Origin of the sequence: Pseudomonas sp. ICMP 561, from assembly GCF_002699985.1 — a bacterium.
GTDB classification, from domain to species: domain Bacteria; phylum Pseudomonadota; class Gammaproteobacteria; order Pseudomonadales; family Pseudomonadaceae; genus Aquipseudomonas; species Aquipseudomonas quasicaspiana.
Map to the genome: position 1 here is coordinate 328,014 of NZ_LKBT01000012.1, position 14,705 is coordinate 342,718.

The 14,705-nt window shown below is 55.4% G+C and carries 16 protein-coding genes and 1 pseudogene; 6 read left to right on the forward strand and 11 right to left on the reverse strand.

Annotated features, from left to right (window positions below; all coding sequences use genetic code 11):
• Positions 1-37 precede the first annotated feature (37 nt).
• Positions 38-1,573, reverse strand: coding sequence for a hypothetical protein (locus AO242_RS11805; RefSeq protein ID WP_141562210.1), 1,536 nt, complete (start codon positions 1,571-1,573; stop codon positions 38-40).
• Positions 1,574-1,766: 193 nt separating this feature from the next.
• On the opposite strand from AO242_RS11805, the gene AO242_RS11810 reads away from it, so the two are divergent.
• Positions 1,767-2,006: a hypothetical protein gene (locus tag AO242_RS11810; protein ID WP_099268804.1), complete on the forward strand. Its 240-nt coding sequence runs from the start codon at positions 1,767-1,769 to the stop codon at positions 2,004-2,006.
• Between the two features lie 248 nt (positions 2,007-2,254).
• Here AO242_RS11810 and AO242_RS30135 read toward each other — a convergent pair whose 3' ends face one another.
• The 6 genes and pseudogenes from AO242_RS30135 to AO242_RS11835 form a co-directional block, all read right to left on the reverse strand.
• Positions 2,255-2,959, reverse strand: a complete 705-nt coding sequence (locus tag AO242_RS30135; RefSeq protein ID WP_373562217.1) for a methyl-accepting chemotaxis protein — start codon at positions 2,957-2,959, stop codon at positions 2,255-2,257.
• Positions 2,954-3,895, reverse strand: a pseudogene (locus tag AO242_RS30140) (methyl-accepting chemotaxis protein); the annotation flags it as partial. The pseudogene AO242_RS30140 and the gene AO242_RS30135, both read right to left, overlap by 6 nt.
• 551 nt (positions 3,896-4,446) lie before the next feature.
• On the reverse strand, positions 4,447-4,686 hold the full coding sequence (locus AO242_RS11820) for a hypothetical protein (RefSeq protein WP_099268806.1): 240 nt from the start codon (positions 4,684-4,686) through the stop codon (positions 4,447-4,449).
• A 117-nt stretch (positions 4,687-4,803) separates the two neighbouring features.
• Positions 4,804-5,001: a hypothetical protein gene (locus AO242_RS11825; RefSeq protein ID WP_099268807.1), complete on the reverse strand. Its 198-nt coding sequence runs from the start codon at positions 4,999-5,001 to the stop codon at positions 4,804-4,806.
• Positions 5,002-5,257: 256 nt separating this feature from the next.
• Positions 5,258-5,506 carry a PLD nuclease N-terminal domain-containing protein gene (locus AO242_RS11830; RefSeq protein ID WP_231674661.1) on the reverse strand — a complete coding sequence of 83 codons (249 nt, stop codon included), beginning with the start codon at positions 5,504-5,506 and terminating at the stop codon, positions 5,258-5,260.
• 103 nt (positions 5,507-5,609) lie between these two features.
• Positions 5,610-6,089, reverse strand: a complete 480-nt coding sequence (locus AO242_RS11835; protein WP_141562211.1) for a hypothetical protein — start codon at positions 6,087-6,089, stop codon at positions 5,610-5,612.
• A gap of 165 nt (positions 6,090-6,254) precedes the next feature.
• Here AO242_RS11835 and gvpU point away from each other — a divergent pair, with 165 nt between their 5' ends.
• Positions 6,255-6,722 (forward strand): gas vesicle accessory protein GvpU, encoded by a 468-nt coding sequence (gvpU, locus tag AO242_RS11840; protein WP_099268809.1) that lies wholly within the window; start codon positions 6,255-6,257, stop codon positions 6,720-6,722.
• Between the two features lie 113 nt (positions 6,723-6,835).
• Here gvpU and AO242_RS11845 read toward each other — a convergent pair whose 3' ends face one another.
• On the reverse strand, positions 6,836-7,201 hold the full coding sequence (locus tag AO242_RS11845) for an NUDIX hydrolase (protein WP_099268963.1): 366 nt from the start codon (positions 7,199-7,201) through the stop codon (positions 6,836-6,838).
• 527 nt (positions 7,202-7,728) lie between these two features.
• Between AO242_RS11845 and AO242_RS11850 the strand changes: the two genes are divergently transcribed.
• Complete coding sequence (locus AO242_RS11850; RefSeq protein WP_099268810.1) at positions 7,729-7,935, forward strand: hypothetical protein; 207 nt, start codon at positions 7,729-7,731, stop codon at positions 7,933-7,935.
• Between the two features lie 15 nt (positions 7,936-7,950).
• Positions 7,951-8,187: a hypothetical protein gene (locus AO242_RS11855; protein WP_099268811.1), complete on the forward strand. Its 237-nt coding sequence runs from the start codon at positions 7,951-7,953 to the stop codon at positions 8,185-8,187.
• A 71-nt stretch (positions 8,188-8,258) separates the two neighbouring features.
• Here AO242_RS11855 and AO242_RS29405 read toward each other — a convergent pair whose 3' ends face one another.
• Positions 8,259-8,402: a hypothetical protein gene (locus AO242_RS29405; RefSeq protein ID WP_161628566.1), complete on the reverse strand. Its 144-nt coding sequence runs from the start codon at positions 8,400-8,402 to the stop codon at positions 8,259-8,261.
• Here AO242_RS29405 and AO242_RS11860 point away from each other — a divergent pair.
• Complete coding sequence (locus AO242_RS11860) at positions 8,401-11,286, forward strand: sensor domain-containing phosphodiesterase (RefSeq protein ID WP_176560610.1); 2,886 nt, start codon at positions 8,401-8,403, stop codon at positions 11,284-11,286. The two genes, AO242_RS29405 and AO242_RS11860, sit on opposite strands and share 2 nt — an antisense overlap.
• A gap of 170 nt (positions 11,287-11,456) precedes the next feature.
• Positions 11,457-12,017 (forward strand): hypothetical protein, encoded by a 561-nt coding sequence (locus tag AO242_RS11865; protein ID WP_099268812.1) that lies wholly within the window; start codon positions 11,457-11,459, stop codon positions 12,015-12,017.
• 219 nt (positions 12,018-12,236) lie between these two features.
• On the opposite strand, the gene AO242_RS11870 is transcribed toward AO242_RS11865, so the two are convergent.
• Positions 12,237-13,175, reverse strand: coding sequence for a carbohydrate kinase family protein (locus tag AO242_RS11870; RefSeq protein ID WP_099268813.1), 939 nt, complete (start codon positions 13,173-13,175; stop codon positions 12,237-12,239).
• Between the two features lie 45 nt (positions 13,176-13,220).
• On the reverse strand, positions 13,221-14,702 hold the full coding sequence (gene xylB, locus AO242_RS11875) for a xylulokinase (RefSeq protein ID WP_099268814.1): 1,482 nt from the start codon (positions 14,700-14,702) through the stop codon (positions 13,221-13,223).
• Positions 14,703-14,705: the final 3 nt, after the last annotated feature.

Sequence of the window (14,705 nt, forward strand, 5' to 3'; positions counted from 1 at the left end):
GCCATATGGCCGGCACATCCCCATCTGAGCTAGAGCCTCAAAAATCACGCAACTCGTCAAACAAGTCCAGTAGGCCGTCCATGTCGACCAGCGCCCCATGCTCGCCCATTTGCACCACCAGTGCGTTCAGGCACCCTGCCAGTGCTTCATGGATCTCTTCGCATTCGATCGTGCCTATGACGCTGCCGCGCTGGTCGATCTGGTTGAAGGTCGCTACATAGGCGGTGACCATGTCGGACAAGGCGAGCTGCATGGCATCGGCTGTCATGCTGGCGTTGACGCTGCGCGTGGTGGACAGCAACGCTTTGTAGGCGGTGGTCGCCTTTTTTGCCTTGGCGGGAGTAATCTCCTCGCGGCCATCCCAGTCACGAAACGGGTTGTCCAGGTTTTCGGCCAGCCATTCGCTCTTGCGCGGCTGGGTCACCGAAAGGTCCAGGCCCAGCGCAGCGGCTTGTTTATAGCCCTTCTTGACGGTCTGCGCCACGTCAAACGGCACACTGCTGAGCCACAAGGTCGACAGGCGAGGCAGTTGCTGCGGCGCCGGAAACTGTTCTGCCGTGTAGCCAAACAGGTCGTGCAAACTCAGCATTTGCAACTGCGCCAGCGCAGCGATGGCAGACAGGTTTGACACTATGCCCGGCTTGCCTCTCAGATCCAGAAACCACAGATCAGGGAAACGCGCTACCACCGTCTCCAGGTCGATCTCTTTGGCCGCATAGAGCGTGAGGCCGCCCAGATGATCGAGGCCACCGAAGGGTTTCACGTCGCCCTTACAGGTCAGATACAACGCGCGTCCTTCGTCGCTGCAGTGCAGTTGCAACTGTGGCGATGGCTCGCCACGCAGTATCAGATGCATCAAATCGTCATTAAGGTGCACCTTGCTCACGCCGGTCACATCAATGCTCAGGCGTCTCAGGCGGCTGTCGCGCAGATCAAGCTCTGTCACCTGCGGCGAACGCCACAGCAGCTCAGTGATAAAGGGATGCTGATTCACATAGTTGAGCAGGGCCTGTGAACCATGCTCAGTGTGAATTTTGGTCAGGCATGGCAGTTGATCGAGTTCAGCAAGATCAGTGACTGACCGCAAGACGTTGTCTTCGATGCGATTGGTATCCTGGCGCAGCACATGACCGCCAATCGTCACCTCGACGTCGCCCGAAGCAGCCTTGAAACGCTGGCGCCGGGCGACATCGATTTGCTCCCATTGCTGCTGGTGGTACAAGGTTTCGCCGGTATTCCAGTGGCCATATGTGGTGGTGTCGTCAAGCACCAGCGGCGCGATATTGCCCACCAGGGTGTAAGCGGCGGGCACCTCTGCGCTGACATAAACGTGTTCATGCTTGTCACGCCGGAAAAAGAAATCGGCCACTAGCGGGCGCATGGCCTCGATTTCGCTCGTCTGCGGCAAGGCGTCGCCACTCCAGTCTAGCTCAAGCACAGCCGCCATCTGCTGGCCCTTGCGCTCGCTGTTCTCCTTGAGCTCCGTCACCTGACAGGCAACATACTGCCGCAGTTTTGGCGAATAAACGCTATAGATATCTCCAATGCCTGGCGCCACAGACTGTCCTTTCAAAGTTCACCTCATGTCGGTAGGACCGTAATCTAGCATGAGGGCAGGCTTCAGGCCTTGCAGGCCTCTCAATAGATGGGTGCTGGATCGGTCGCTTAAGGGCGACGAATGGTTACCGCTGGTCAGGCCTTTATGGCGAATTGGAATAAAGCAGCAATGACGGGGTCACATCTATCCCTTAGTAACGAGCAAAAATATGCTTGCCTCAGAGATGGACTCAGAAGACAGCGAGTACCTGTTGAATGAGCTTAACCAGGCTACAGAGGAACTGATGTCGATGAGCAGTGCTGTGTTTGGGGGCGAGCAGTGGCAAACAGCGCATCGCCGCCAGCAATCTGCATTTGCAAACTGGCTCCTCTACATCAGAAAAGATCCTGTATTTCAGAGCAGATCAAAAACATTGCTGCTTGATGCAGGACAGGCATCCAAGGGCTAACAGGCTACTGACGGCATCTCCTGCCTGCCAGGATGACTGCCATTGTTGCGCAGGGCAGGGTGGGCGCTCTCTGGATGAGGTGATGGCTTCTTCACTCTTCGCGCCCACAACAGACTGGCCGTTGGGGTGCCCAGATCGAAACTAATCCTCGAATTGCCTGACATATAAGCGTTGATAGCGATCATGCACACAGCATGATCTATTCAGAAGCGCGTATAAGATCTACGCGCATTCTGATCAGCTATTCTTCAGGTTTTAAATTTGTTAACCAGCACGCCAAATGAGGCGGCCAGTCGAGACAGCTCGGCACTTGAAGCATTAGTTTGATGTGCGCCCGTTGCCGTTTGCGTGGAGATGTCTTGAATGTTAATCAAGTTTCGGTCAACTTCACGAGCTACATGAGCTTGTTCTTCAGCAGCACTGGCGATGACGAGATTCTTCTCGTTAATTATAGAAACACCTTCGGTGATTCTGTCTAACGCGTGGCCTGCTTCAATGGCTTGATCCCGGGTTTCTCCCGCAAGGCTTCTACTGTTATTCATAGCGATCACGGCCTCGTCCGCACCTACGCGCACTTGAGCCATCATGGCTTCGATATCTGCAGTCGATGCCTGAGTTCGGTGCGCAAGTGCACGTACTTCATCGGCGACCACCGCGAAGCCACGACCCTGCTCGCCAGCTCTGGCTGCTTCAATTGCGGCATTCAATGCCAAGAGGTTGGTTTGCTGAGCGATGGACTGAATGACCGCGAGAACCCCGGTTATCTCGTTGACTCTAGAGGCGAGTACCGTAACCTTTTCGGTCGATTGCGAAATCTGCTCTGCCATTGTATTAACCGACCCAACGGCACTCTTTACCTGGTCACGCCCTTGAATCGCACTGCGGCTGGTTTCTTCAGAGGACTCAGACGCCCCTGACGCATTGCGCGCGACTTCCTCTACCGCTGCCGTCATCTCGTTGACCGCCGTAGCGGCTTGCTGGATTTCGTCGTTTTGGCGTATCAGTGCTCTAGAGCTTTCTTCCGTAACTGCATTTAACTCTTCGGACGCAGAGGCAAGCTGATCAGCCGCATTCGCGATTTCTTTGATCGTACCTCTCAGATTGATTTGCATCGTGCTGAGCGCAGTTTGAAGGGTGCTAATCTCGTCCCTTCCGGTTACATCGATTTTTTGAGAAAGGTCGCCCTCAGCCACCTGTTTTGCGGTCCGTAGCGCTGTCGAAAGCGGCCGCGTTATGGAGCGTGTTACCAACAGTCCCAAAATGATTGCGGCAATAAATGCGACAACCACGCCTACCGCTAATGACCAGTAGGCGGCGCTTGAAGTTTTCGCGGCGTCTACCGCCACGTCTTCACTCTGGCGCTTATTGGAAGCGACCATTATCTTGAGCTCATCGTTTGCTTTTTTGTATTCAGGATCCACTTCTTGTTCGAATAGCCTCGTCGCGCCTTCAAGGTCTCCTTTCTCCGCTAACTCGATCACGTGAGAGGAGGCATTGATATACGCTGGCCAGGATTTTTCAAATTGGTCCCCTGCGACTCTTTCATCATCTTCCAGAGGCGTTTGCCGATATTTATTAAAAAGTTGCTCTACCTCTCTTTGGTTGTCTGCCAAGGACTTCAAAACATCGTCATATTTGGCCTGGTCTGCCTTTGCAAATTTAAACAGCAGTGCACGGTGTAAGTCGCGATAATGTGCTATCGCATTTGAGCGGGCGTTACTCGTGTTGTACACAGAGACAAGATTGTTGCTTACGATTCCATCTACGCTGTTCTTCAGCCCCGTGATTCCTGTGTAGCCAACCAAGCCAACACCTAGGGTGATAACTGCGCATGCTACAAACGCAGAAATCAGACGTGTTGAGAGCAGGGTACCGCGTAAAAGATTCATCGTATTGTGGCCTTCCTTGTTTTCCCTATCCGAACCAGAAGGGTAATGCGCTCTTTATCGGCCAGGGACTGTCGTTCCCGCAGTAGGTGGCGACAAGCGGTGTAGGCTGATACCAACCCAGGTCGCAAAGTGGTTCAGCGCTGTTGTCTTTATAGGGCTGTCAAGCTAATCACCTGACTCGGTCAGGTACTGCTCGCATTAGCGCTTGCCCTTGGCACATTCCTGGAGCTGCCTCGTTCAAGCTTTGCGATAGGGATAGGCAGCCTTCGCCGGACGCGACGATCGTGGTGATACCTTTGATTTTAGCGCTGGCCGGTCCAGCGGGTGACCGCTTTGCTCTTACCGATTGCCTTACATCGCGGCCCGTCCAGGCGTAAACCAGAATATCTGCCGCAACGTGTGCTGCGAGCTCATGCCCCCGCGCAAGCTTCTGCGAATCGCTAAACCTGTCACATAATGCAGGCGGCCATGATTGAGTTTTTGGGTAAGGGGGATTTGATGGGGGCCTGACGCGCTGCGCGCGTCAGGCCCTAAGCGCCACGCCGCGAAAACTATTGTCTTTTTGCGCTCGCTTCTGCGGCAAGGCACTCAAGAGCAAACTGTTCCGTGTACGTCATCTGAATTGGCGTGGTTTCTCCCTTGACGGTTCTTTCACCCTCAAGAATGTAGCGAATCCGCTTGTCCGTTACACCAATGCGTTTTGCGATCCAGGACGGGGTTTGTCCGATGCGTGAAATCAACTTGTCGGCGTATTCGGTGGAGGGGTTATAGAGTTCTGCATTGGGTGTCATGTGAGGTCCAGATATAGGTTAATACGTGCTGCATACAGCAAGTATGCAACACGATCAGCCGAAGCGTCCCGTTCGACGCCCTAAGGTCACCGACTGCAGTCGTGCGCCTCCATCCGCTCAAATACTCATCGCATGCGCTGAGATGCTGTTATTTATTGCCGAAATGGTATGAGGCGGCACTTGCTGCGCTTTATCAGTCGCCGCTTCGCCAGCGGGTTGCGTCGGGGAGCACAGTGCCTTCAACATGGCCGACTCTGCATCCAGTGTTTTAATTGCTTTCGCATGGTTCGCTGCGATTTCACTGAGAGTTGACACGGTACGTCTCCTGGTTATATCCGGCGCATCGCTGCGTCCTTGAGCTTGAGTGAATGGTTTGTCGCGTCAACATTAAGTCTTTTCAGTGCCGCTACTAGCGTCTGTAGCAAACGCTACGCCAGTCAGCGGTCTCCTGTGCCGTCATGGGGGCTATAAATGCATCCGTCCATCGGATAACGGTGCGGTAGCAATCAAATGAATCTGGCAAGCGGTTGTGAGGCGACAAGCAGGTAAGTCCTTGACCGCTCTGGCTTGCTTAACCACGAGATTCCGAGCGGGCTGTCTTGGTCTTGGGTCCTGCGACCACCCAGGCGATCAGTCCCAAAACAGGAACGAACACCAGTGCCAGAATCCAAAGGCATTTGCTCTCGCGGCTGCCTTCGCTTTTGACGATTCGCATCACTACCAGGAATTCGATCACCACCAGAATGGTTGCGAATACGATCCACAGCACCGGCATATTCATGATTGATGCTAATACGTTCCAACTCTCTGAGTTACCCATCGTCATACACTCCCTTGGTCGTTACTGTTTAGTCACGACGACGATGCAAGGGTTCAATTGCTCTGATTTTCGAGGCCGCGATTCAGGTCCGCCTAAGGCTTGGCTAGAGATAGCCATCTGCATTGTTGAGCATCGCTGCGGCGGCGTTGAACTCTGCCAGCGAGTTGTTGCGCCAGTTGTGAGGATCTCGCAGGTAATGATTCAGCAGCCAGTGGATGGTTGCTGCCTGTTCGTCCTCGGCCCTCTCCGCAATTGTGTGGCCCATTCTTCTGAGCACCTGTGCGGTAGATTGGCAGCCGAAGCTTGGTCTGCTCAGGATAAAGCGCAGATCAGCTGTCAACGAAAGCTCTGTCGGCCTGGCGAGCAGCTCTTGAAGTTCAAGTATTGCAAAGAGACTCCCGTCTGCATGAGGGGTGGTTCTCGCGGTCAGGCTTTCAAGCAGTGGGGCGGGAACGATGATGTATTTCCTTCTGTTCATAATCCCCCACTCAAATAACTCCAGCTGGTGTGCTGTTATAGTGCCAGCTTCCAAGGTTGTTAATAAACAGCTCATTAATTGAGGAATGTAGGTGGAAACAGGCACCTGCTATTCGTTTGGATGGTTATGTCAGCGCTGGAACCCAATTTTCAGGAAGGATCGCGAGTTGCGGGAAGCCACATCCGACATGCTGGCTCACACTCAGGTTTCGTTTTTCACAAATCTGGGCTATAGCTAAAGCTCATTATCTTGTAAGGCAAGGAGCAGTCGATGTCGGAAGTAGAGCAGAGCCTCAAAGCCACGTCCCAAGACGTGAAATATGATGAGCTGATCGCGCATCTGAAGGATCAAGGCAAGCAAATCGACTGGTTATTGCAGTTTCTGGTCAAGTTTGTCGTCACCACACCGGTAGAAATCGGCATAACCCTTTCTGTCGGCGGCAATCTGGTCTCGGGTCAGTTGATTTCGCACGACACATACTTCAAGCAGCTTGCCGAGGACATGGCAGCTCCACTGGCTCAATTCGATGGTGGCGTTGACGAGTCCATGAAGCAGATTATTTTGTCCTTCACTCCTGGTGAGTCAGCGGACGAAACCACTGCATTTCATTTCATCCATTTGAAAGACTGCAAAACCTATTCGAGCGACCAGAGCCCTATTTGCTCAGAGGGCGTGCTGTGGCGTGGCAAGATTGCCTCGGTGGACGGTTTCACCATGGGACTGCTGGTCAGAACCTGAAGCGTCCATGCTTGATCAGGCCCTGGCACTTGCCGGGGTTTTTTAGCTCTGTAATCCACTGACCTGATAACGCTTCACACAACCGTGCCAACGCTGGCAAATAGGGGCGGGGGTTAAACCGCTTGTTTGGCAAACGATTTAACGATGGATTTGGTTGCCGCACTGGCATTAAGGTCGCTGACGTTTTTGACGTGCGACCATTTGCACTCGGCAATCTCATTCTGCGGCGCGGGTTTGGCCGATGATGAAAGTACAGCCATGAAGATGTAGTGCGTGACGTTATCTTTCTCGTACTCAGCCAGATAGACCAGATCGAGATTTTCCAGTCCTGTTTCTTCGTTCAGCTCACGAACTGCTGCCTGCTCTGGCGTCTCACCGACTTCAATTTTGCCGCCCGGCAGAGCCCATTTTGACTTTGGCTTGCGCACGTACAGTATCCTGCCGTCGCGTTTGCAAATCACTGTTGCCCGTTCTTTCATCATGTACTCACCTCGTATGTAATCGCCGCAAAACAGCAGGCGGACGCATTACTTCAAAATTGCGAAGGTGATTAAGATGTCTGATGCGGTAATCATAATGTCACAAAACCTTCATAAATATGACTTAAGCAGGATTGATGCCATTTCTGGCATCCCTTGCTTACTTGTTTCGGTATGAGCTGCAAAAAACTTGAGGGTCGAATCCTGGTTTCGGGCTGGATAAGGCGATTCATGGCCTCGGCCAGTAAAGTATTGCTGTCCACGAGGGGAGCAGTTTGCAGGCCTTTTCCATCGTCAGGTCGGTACATATATATGCTTTGGCTGAATGACGGTCTGGCGCCCTCAAAAGGTGCAAGCAGCATTGCAGGCCGGGTCTGCACTCGAACATCGGCTGCGACCCGTAAAATAGAAAACGTTTATTAAGGACCGCTCATCGGAAGCTCACCGCTATATACGCGTATGCAGTGTCCTATGACGTGCAAGGAGGTGTTTGTCCAAACGCCTCCATCGCTAAAAAGGCTTAACCCATGACTATGCACATCGATTTCAGCACTCAAGCAAACGTACTGATGTTTGAATTGAACGACGCAACCACAGCCATGATGGGAATGGTTGGTACACACCAGACCACAGGTCCTGTGTGGGTCGCTGCCACTGCGCGTCAAAGTCTGTCTTTTGGTCGTTGGAGCGCCTTCATCAAGAAATCCGAAATGTACGGCCATGCGTTGAGCTGACACAGGCAAATGGGCATGACTTATCGTTACTGCATTTCCTACCGGTTCAAAGAGCAAATGCGCGAACATTTGCTTGAGCTTGAGCAATCGTCGCTGCCTGCTCACATCGCCGCTCTGCATTTGCTGCAGTTGCACTTCGGCGATGCAGAGAACAGCCTGATCATGCCCACGGCCGATGCACCCCCTGCATCGGTGCTGGATCAGGCTCAGCTGCTAGGTATTACCGATGTGACCTCCCGTCTTATTACCTGAACGTTACCCAATCACCTTTCTGGCTGCTTGATTAACATTATCCTGCCGCGTCCAAAGAGTTTTCCCGAGATTCAAACCTGTTTGTATTCAAGGCTGGAATTCGCATGCCGATACTTCTGGCGGCTTTCTTGCGCCTGATATGAATATGCCACTTGCACGGTTTTGCACGCGCCCCGAATATAAGCGCCTGCTGTCTCTGGTTTTGGAGCTTTCATGAGTGTTCCTCCCTTGGCCTCTGACCGAGCTCAATCAAGTGTTGCCGATGATCCTGCCAGCAGATACCTGGCCGACGCAGCGCCGGGTGCTGTAGCGAACTTCGGGGGTGAACCCATCGAAGTGGTACTTGCCGCGATCAAGGATCGGATGGGGGATGTGCCGTGGGCGGTGTATGCCGTCGGTGACCCTATGCATCTGTTGGGGCATGGCGAAAGCCCGATGCGCTGGTCTGTGAGCGTTGCCAACGACCGTTTTGATGATTTCTGTCGCGAATACAGGTTACAGCGTTGGGCTGCCGGTAAAGGCGAGGGCGTGCTGGCGTGGCTGGTCGCGCCGCAAAACGAGGCCTGCGATACAGATCTACCCGGGCTGGCATTACGTCTGGGTCACCGCTTGCAGACCGATGCCCTGGCTCGGGCCCAGATTACCCAGCGGGTGCTGTATGAAATCACCTATCTGGCCAGTTCTACCCGGGATCGTGGCGCTTTTCTGGAGGGGGTGCATCATCAGCTTGCCTCGCTGATTGATGCGGAGAACCTGTATCTCGCGCTTTACGATTCTGACACCGACAAGATTACCTACCCGTATTACGTCGACATCACAGATCTCGACGCGCTGGAGTCGGACGCGTCCGAATATCTGGATCGCTCACGGCTGTCGATGACCGGCTATGTCTTGAATAGCGCACAACCGCTGTTTGTCGACGCGGCAGGTATCGAACGGGCTCAGCTGCAAAAGCGGTTCTATTGCGTAGGTCATCGCCCGGAGTTCTGGATGGGCGCACCGCTGAAGAATGCTTCGGACGAAGTATTCGGCATGCTGGCCATGCAGGTATACGACGTTTCCCGGGTTTACAGTGCCGAGGACCGAGCCTTGTTTCTGGTTGTGGTTCGCCATGTGGCTATGGCACTGGATCGTATCCTGCATCGCGCCGATCTCGAACGAACCGTCATGTTGCGCACCCAGGAGCTCTCGGCCCTCAATAACGCCCTGCGTCAGGAAGTGGCCGAACGTGAGCGTGCCGAGCATCTGCAAAGTGCGCTGTTTCAGATAGCCGAATTGTCCAGTCAGCCTGGTGACATGGCTGAGCTGTTTCACAGCCTGCATCTGATCGTAGGTGAGTTGCTGGTCGCCCTGAACTTCTACATTGCACTGTTTGACAATTCCACGGGAGAAGTGACCTTTCCTTACTACGTCGATGAGCGCCAGGCTACTCGTCCGCAGGCCAGGCGTGGTCAGCGTGGCCTGACCGAGTATGTGATTCGTCAGCGTCGTGCCTGCCTTATCGACCAGGATGAAACCCTCAGGCTTGAAGCCAGCGGCGAGATTGATGTGGTGAGGGAGGGGATCCGTTCCTCGTCATGGCTGGGGATTCCGCTGTTCGACGGCAATGATGTGCGGGGTGTGCTTGCCGTCCAGAGTTACTCGCCGCTGGTGCGTTACTCGTTACGCGACCAGGAGTTGCTGACCTTCGTCTCCAGGCACATCGACACCGCGCTGTCCCGGCGCAGCGCTGCCGAAGCGGTACACACCGCCAACCTGCGGCTCGAAGCGCGTGTTCAGGACCGGACCCGAGAGCTGGATTACGCCAACGCCAAACTTCAGCACGAGAACTCGCATGACTCGCTCACCGGCTTGCCAAACCGCAGCCATTTGCAGCAGCGCCTGCATGCGGAATGGCTCGAGTTTCGCACCACCGGTCGTGATCTGGGTGTGATGTTCATCGACCTGGATCGCTTCAAGCTGGTCAACGACAGTCTGGGTCATCATTTTGGTGATCAGTTGCTGACTCAGGCTGCTGATCGCTTGCGTGGCTGCATGCGCGATTCTGATCTACTGGCACGACTGGGTGGCGATGAGTTTGCTGTACTGGCCGCTGGCGCTTCGCTGGATATGGCCATCGGGATTGCCGAACGCATACTCGCAGCCTTTGATCTGCCGTTCTTCATTGACGGCCATGCGGTGTTTTCGTCCTGCAGCATTGGCGTAGTCGGGGCTGACAGTCAGTTTCATGAGATGCCTGCTGATTTGCTGCGTGATGCTGATATGGCCATGTATAGGGTCAAGAACGGTGGCCGGGACAGTTATGCGGTGTTCAACCAAGAGTTGCGCCGCGAGGTGTCGGACCAGGTTGAGCGCGAGGGGGCATTGCGTAATGCCCTCAAGCGCAAGGACGAGCTGATTCCGTATTTTCAGCCGATCATCGATGTGAACAGCGGCAAGCTGTTGGCTTTGGAGGCGTTGATCCGCTGGCGCCAACCCGATGGCAGGATTCTGGCTCCCGGTCAGTTCCTGCCCGCGCTGGAAGGCTTGCGTCTGATAGGGCGGCTGGACTTGTACATGTTGCGGCGTGTCGTGGAGATACTTGCACGGCCGGGCAACGAGCATTGGCCTACGGTGCATGTGAACTGCTCCAGCTACAGCATTACCCGCCCTGAGTTTGCCGGTGAAGTGCTGACACTGCTGGCAAATTACGAAATGGCGCCTTCACGAATTTGTCTGGAGCTTACTGAAGGCGCATTGGTTGCGGAGCCGGAATTGGCCCGGCAATCGATGAAGCAGCTCGCTGACCATGGCATGTCAGTGGTGCTGGATGATTTTGGCGCGGGTTTCTCGTCCCTCAGCTACGTCCATCAATATCACTTCAGCGGTCTGAAGATCGACAAGTCGTTCACCCTTGAACTGACCACCAGCGCCCGCAGCCGGGCGATCGTGCGTGCAATTGTAAGGATGGCCGAGTCTCTTGATCTGACCGTTGTAGCGGAGGGCGTAGAAGATCAGGCCACCCTTGACCTGTTACGGGAGATCGGTGCGGGTCAGGCCCAGGGCTACTTCTTTGCTGTGCCGCTGCCCGAGGACAAACTGCTGTTGAGTGACAGGTAGTTGACCGGCAATCCTCGGCCACAATTGGCCGCCGATTGCCGTACCTCTTCTCGCGACCTTCGAGGTGCACGTCTGGACATCAGGCGTTCCGAGCGCTCCAGAGCAACGAGTCAAATGGCATCAGTCTTGCTACTCAGGTTGTGCATCACAATAGGCAGCAGGAGGTAAGCATGATTACCGCTAGTATCAGTGCGCTCCATCACCTGGTTTCTCAGGCGGTGGCTCGCAAGACTCAAGACGATGTGGCAACCGATGCGTTCTCCGTCCCAACCGGTGCTACCAGCCCGGTCCCGGCCGTGGATCCCGTCGCGCAAAACAGTGGCAGTCAGCAGAATGAGGCCTATGACGAAGCGTTTGCCAAAATGCTCCTCAGCCTGAAGACGGCTACGCAAAATACTGACAATGAGGCTGCACCTTCATTTGTATCTGCCGCCAGTGACAACAGCATTGCAGCCCGCGATTCTGCGGTAACCAGCGAAGCTGATGTGGCCGACGCGGCATCGAAGTTCACCTCTGCTCAGCAGGAGTTCTCGGATTACATGAACTTGACGCCAGCGGAGAAGATGCGCGAGCAACTGACTGGTGTCAGCAAGGAGGAATACGATTCCATGTCGCCTGAACAGAAGCTGGACGTCGACACTAAACTTCAGGCAGCCCTGAAAGAGCAGCAGCAACAGACTACCGCTGATGTAAACAGCAAAATCCTGGCGGCCCGGTTGGCGCTGGTTTAAGGCTGAACTTTGCTAGACCGTATAGTCTGATTTCAAGGGGCCGGAGTCAGGCCCGGATTTGCCAGTAAGCTGATGCGATATCGAACCTGTGGGAGCCGGGCTTGCTCGCGATAAAGCTGGAAGCGTTCAAAAGTGAATGCGTCTAGCCTTATCGCGAGCAAGCTCAGCTCCCACACAGTTCCGCGTTTCCCTTCAAAAGGGCTGGGCTTTAGATAGCCTTCACCCCAACTGATTCCGATACGGCAAATCCGGTCCGACCTTGGTGCAGGTCAGCGCTGCTGCCTTTACGGCGAACCCGAGCATTTCATCCACCGTTTCCTTGCGCAGGGTTGGCAAGCTGAGCGGGTCATCCAGATGGCGCTCGGTCAGGAAGGTAATCAACGCGGCCTGGAAAGTGTCGCCTGCGCCAACCGTGTCGGCAGTCACGACCTTTTGCGCAGCAACTGACCAGCTTCCGTGCTGGCGAGTAAAGACCGTTGCTCCCTCAGTACCCTGAGTCAACACAACCAACTGACAACGCTTGCTCAGCCAGCTCTGGGCGACGACCTGTGGGTCTTTGTCCGGGTAGAGCAGGCTCAAGTCTTCGTCGCTGACCTTGATAATGTGCGCGTGCTCGGCAAAGGCGCTGATCTGCTCGCGCCAGCGGTTGATATCCGGTGCCGGGTTGAGGCGTACATTCGGATCCAGGGTGATCAGCCGTTTGCCGCTTTCTCTCGCCACCAAAGCCAGCAGCGTGTCGGCGATGGGCTGGACCACCAGTGAGAACGAGCCGACATGAATCCCGCGTACCTGTTCATCCAGCTCCGGCAGGTGTTCAAGGCGCAGTTGTCGATCCGCGCAGCCTTCGCCACGAAAGCTGTAGTGCGGTGAACCGTCTGCCCCGACTGCCACCATGGCAAGGGTCGTCGGGGCGTCGAAGTCGATCAGGTAGTCGGGCCTGACGCCTTCTTTATCCAGCACGCTGCGCAAGCGCTGACCCAGATAGTCACTGGACAGCCCGGCAAACAGTCCCGCATCGATGCCAAGGCGGCGAAGGCCCACGGCTACGTTGAAAGGTGAACCGCCCGCAATTGCCTGAAAGCCCAGTTTGTTGAGCTGCCCGCTGTTGTCGGGCTGGCTGAAAAAGTCGAACAGTGCTTCGCCACAAACGAGAAACATAGGTGCTCCTGAAATAAATACGTCAGTCGGGCGAGGAACGCGAGCTCACAGCGCCTGCAACTGATTGCGATACCGCTCATAGACCTGCTGATAGTCGGCGACGTTCTGCGGGACGGGACGGGTTTCACTGCTGTTATCAAGGCTCACGCAGCGGGCACATAGAATATCCAGCGTTTCGCCTGTCTCTTGCCGATTGGCGTGACACCAGGCGGCTTGAATGGCAGCGCCCAGCGCCGCCGCTTCGGCCTGCTCGGTGCAGATCACCGGCGTATCCATGATATCGGCGACTATCTGCCGCCAGATGGCGCTCTTGGCACCGCCGCCGATCAGCCGAATGTTAGCGCTTTTGATGCCGCTGGCGCGCAACAGATCCAGGCCGTAACGCAAACCGAACGTGGTGCCCTCTACTACCGCCCGACACAGGTTGGCCTGGGTCAGATTGGTAGCATCCAGACCCAGAATGCTGCCTGTGGCATGGGGCAGGGCAGGCACGCGTTCGCCATTGAGAAACGGCAGCATCGACACGCCCTCGGCACCAATCGGGGCCTGACCGACGGCGTTGTTGAAGGCTGCGATATCCAGCCCCAGCAGCTCACGAATAACGCCTGTGGCATTGGTCAGGTTCATGGTGCAGATCAAGGGCAGCCAGCCGCCGGAGGATGAGCAGAACGTCGCCACCGAAGCCTGTTCACTCACGCGTGCCTGATCGGCAAAGGCATAGACGGTGCCCGACGAACCGAGGCTCATGGTGATTGCACCGGAATGAATATTGCCTGTGCCGATGGCCCCCATCATGTTGTCGCCGCCGCCACTGGAAATCACCGCGGCGGGGTTGATGCCCAGACGTTGGGCAATCTCCGGCAAGACAGTGCCAACCGGCTCGTGCGCTTCCAGCAGTTCGGGCAGTGCCCGGCTCAGGTTGCCGCTGGGATCTATGTGCTCAAGGATCGCCATATCCCACTGCCGGGTGCGCACATTGAAATACCCGGTGCCCGATGCATCGCCATACTCGCTGGCACAACGACCGGTCAGCCAGTAATTGAGGTAATCATGGGGCAGCAGAATCTTGTCGATACGGGCAAAGAGTTCGGGGTGCTGCTCCTTGGTCCAGAGCAGTTTGGATACGGTGTAGCCCGGCGCAATGGCAATGCCAAGACGCTGCAGCGAGCCCTTTTCGCCACCGAGATACTCCAGCAACTGGTCATTTTGCGGGGTGCTTTCGGTGTCGCACCACAGCTTGGCCGGGCGTAGCACCTGGCCGTTGGCATCCAGGAGTACAAGGCCGTGTTGCTGGCCCGAGACGCCGATGCCGAGTATCTGCTGTCCGGAAATGCCCGCTTCAAGCAGCGCTCCGGCAGTCGCCTTTTCGAAGGCCGTCAGCCATTGCTGCACATCCTGTTCACGGCGACCGTTATGGCCACTGATCATGCTGTGCGGCGCAGACCCCTGGCCCAGCACCTGACCGGTGCGGGCGTCGAGTACGATGGCCTTGGTGCCTTGGGTGCCGCAATCGATTCCGAGAAACATAGG

Excerpts from the sequence above, each read along its gene's own strand:
- AO242_RS11810 (WP_099268804.1), top strand. The coding sequence starts at position 1,767 with ATGCTTGCCTCAGAGATGGACTCAGAAGACAGCGAGTACCTGTTGAAT.
- AO242_RS30135 (WP_373562217.1), bottom strand. The coding sequence starts at position 2,959 with ATGACGGCAGCGGTAGAGGAAGTCGCGCGCAATGCGTCAGGGGCGTCT.
- AO242_RS11820 (WP_099268806.1), bottom strand. The coding sequence starts at position 4,686 with ATGACACCCAATGCAGAACTCTATAACCCCTCCACCGAATACGCCGAC.
- AO242_RS11830 (WP_231674661.1), bottom strand. The coding sequence starts at position 5,506 with ATGGGTAACTCAGAGAGTTGGAACGTATTAGCATCAATCATGAATATG.
- gvpU (WP_099268809.1), top strand. The coding sequence starts at position 6,255 with ATGTCGGAAGTAGAGCAGAGCCTCAAAGCCACGTCCCAAGACGTGAAA.
- AO242_RS11845 (WP_099268963.1), bottom strand. The coding sequence starts at position 7,201 with ATGAAAGAACGGGCAACAGTGATTTGCAAACGCGACGGCAGGATACTG.
- AO242_RS11850 (WP_099268810.1), top strand. The coding sequence starts at position 7,729 with ATGACTATGCACATCGATTTCAGCACTCAAGCAAACGTACTGATGTTT.
- AO242_RS11855 (WP_099268811.1), top strand. The coding sequence starts at position 7,951 with ATGACTTATCGTTACTGCATTTCCTACCGGTTCAAAGAGCAAATGCGC.
- AO242_RS11860 (WP_176560610.1), top strand. The coding sequence starts at position 8,401 with ATGAGTGTTCCTCCCTTGGCCTCTGACCGAGCTCAATCAAGTGTTGCC.
- AO242_RS29405 (WP_161628566.1), bottom strand. The coding sequence starts at position 8,402 with ATGAAAGCTCCAAAACCAGAGACAGCAGGCGCTTATATTCGGGGCGCG.
- AO242_RS11865 (WP_099268812.1), top strand. The coding sequence starts at position 11,457 with ATGATTACCGCTAGTATCAGTGCGCTCCATCACCTGGTTTCTCAGGCG.
- AO242_RS11870 (WP_099268813.1), bottom strand. The coding sequence starts at position 13,175 with ATGTTTCTCGTTTGTGGCGAAGCACTGTTCGACTTTTTCAGCCAGCCC.
- xylB (WP_099268814.1), bottom strand. The coding sequence starts at position 14,702 with ATGTTTCTCGGAATCGATTGCGGCACCCAAGGCACCAAGGCCATCGTA.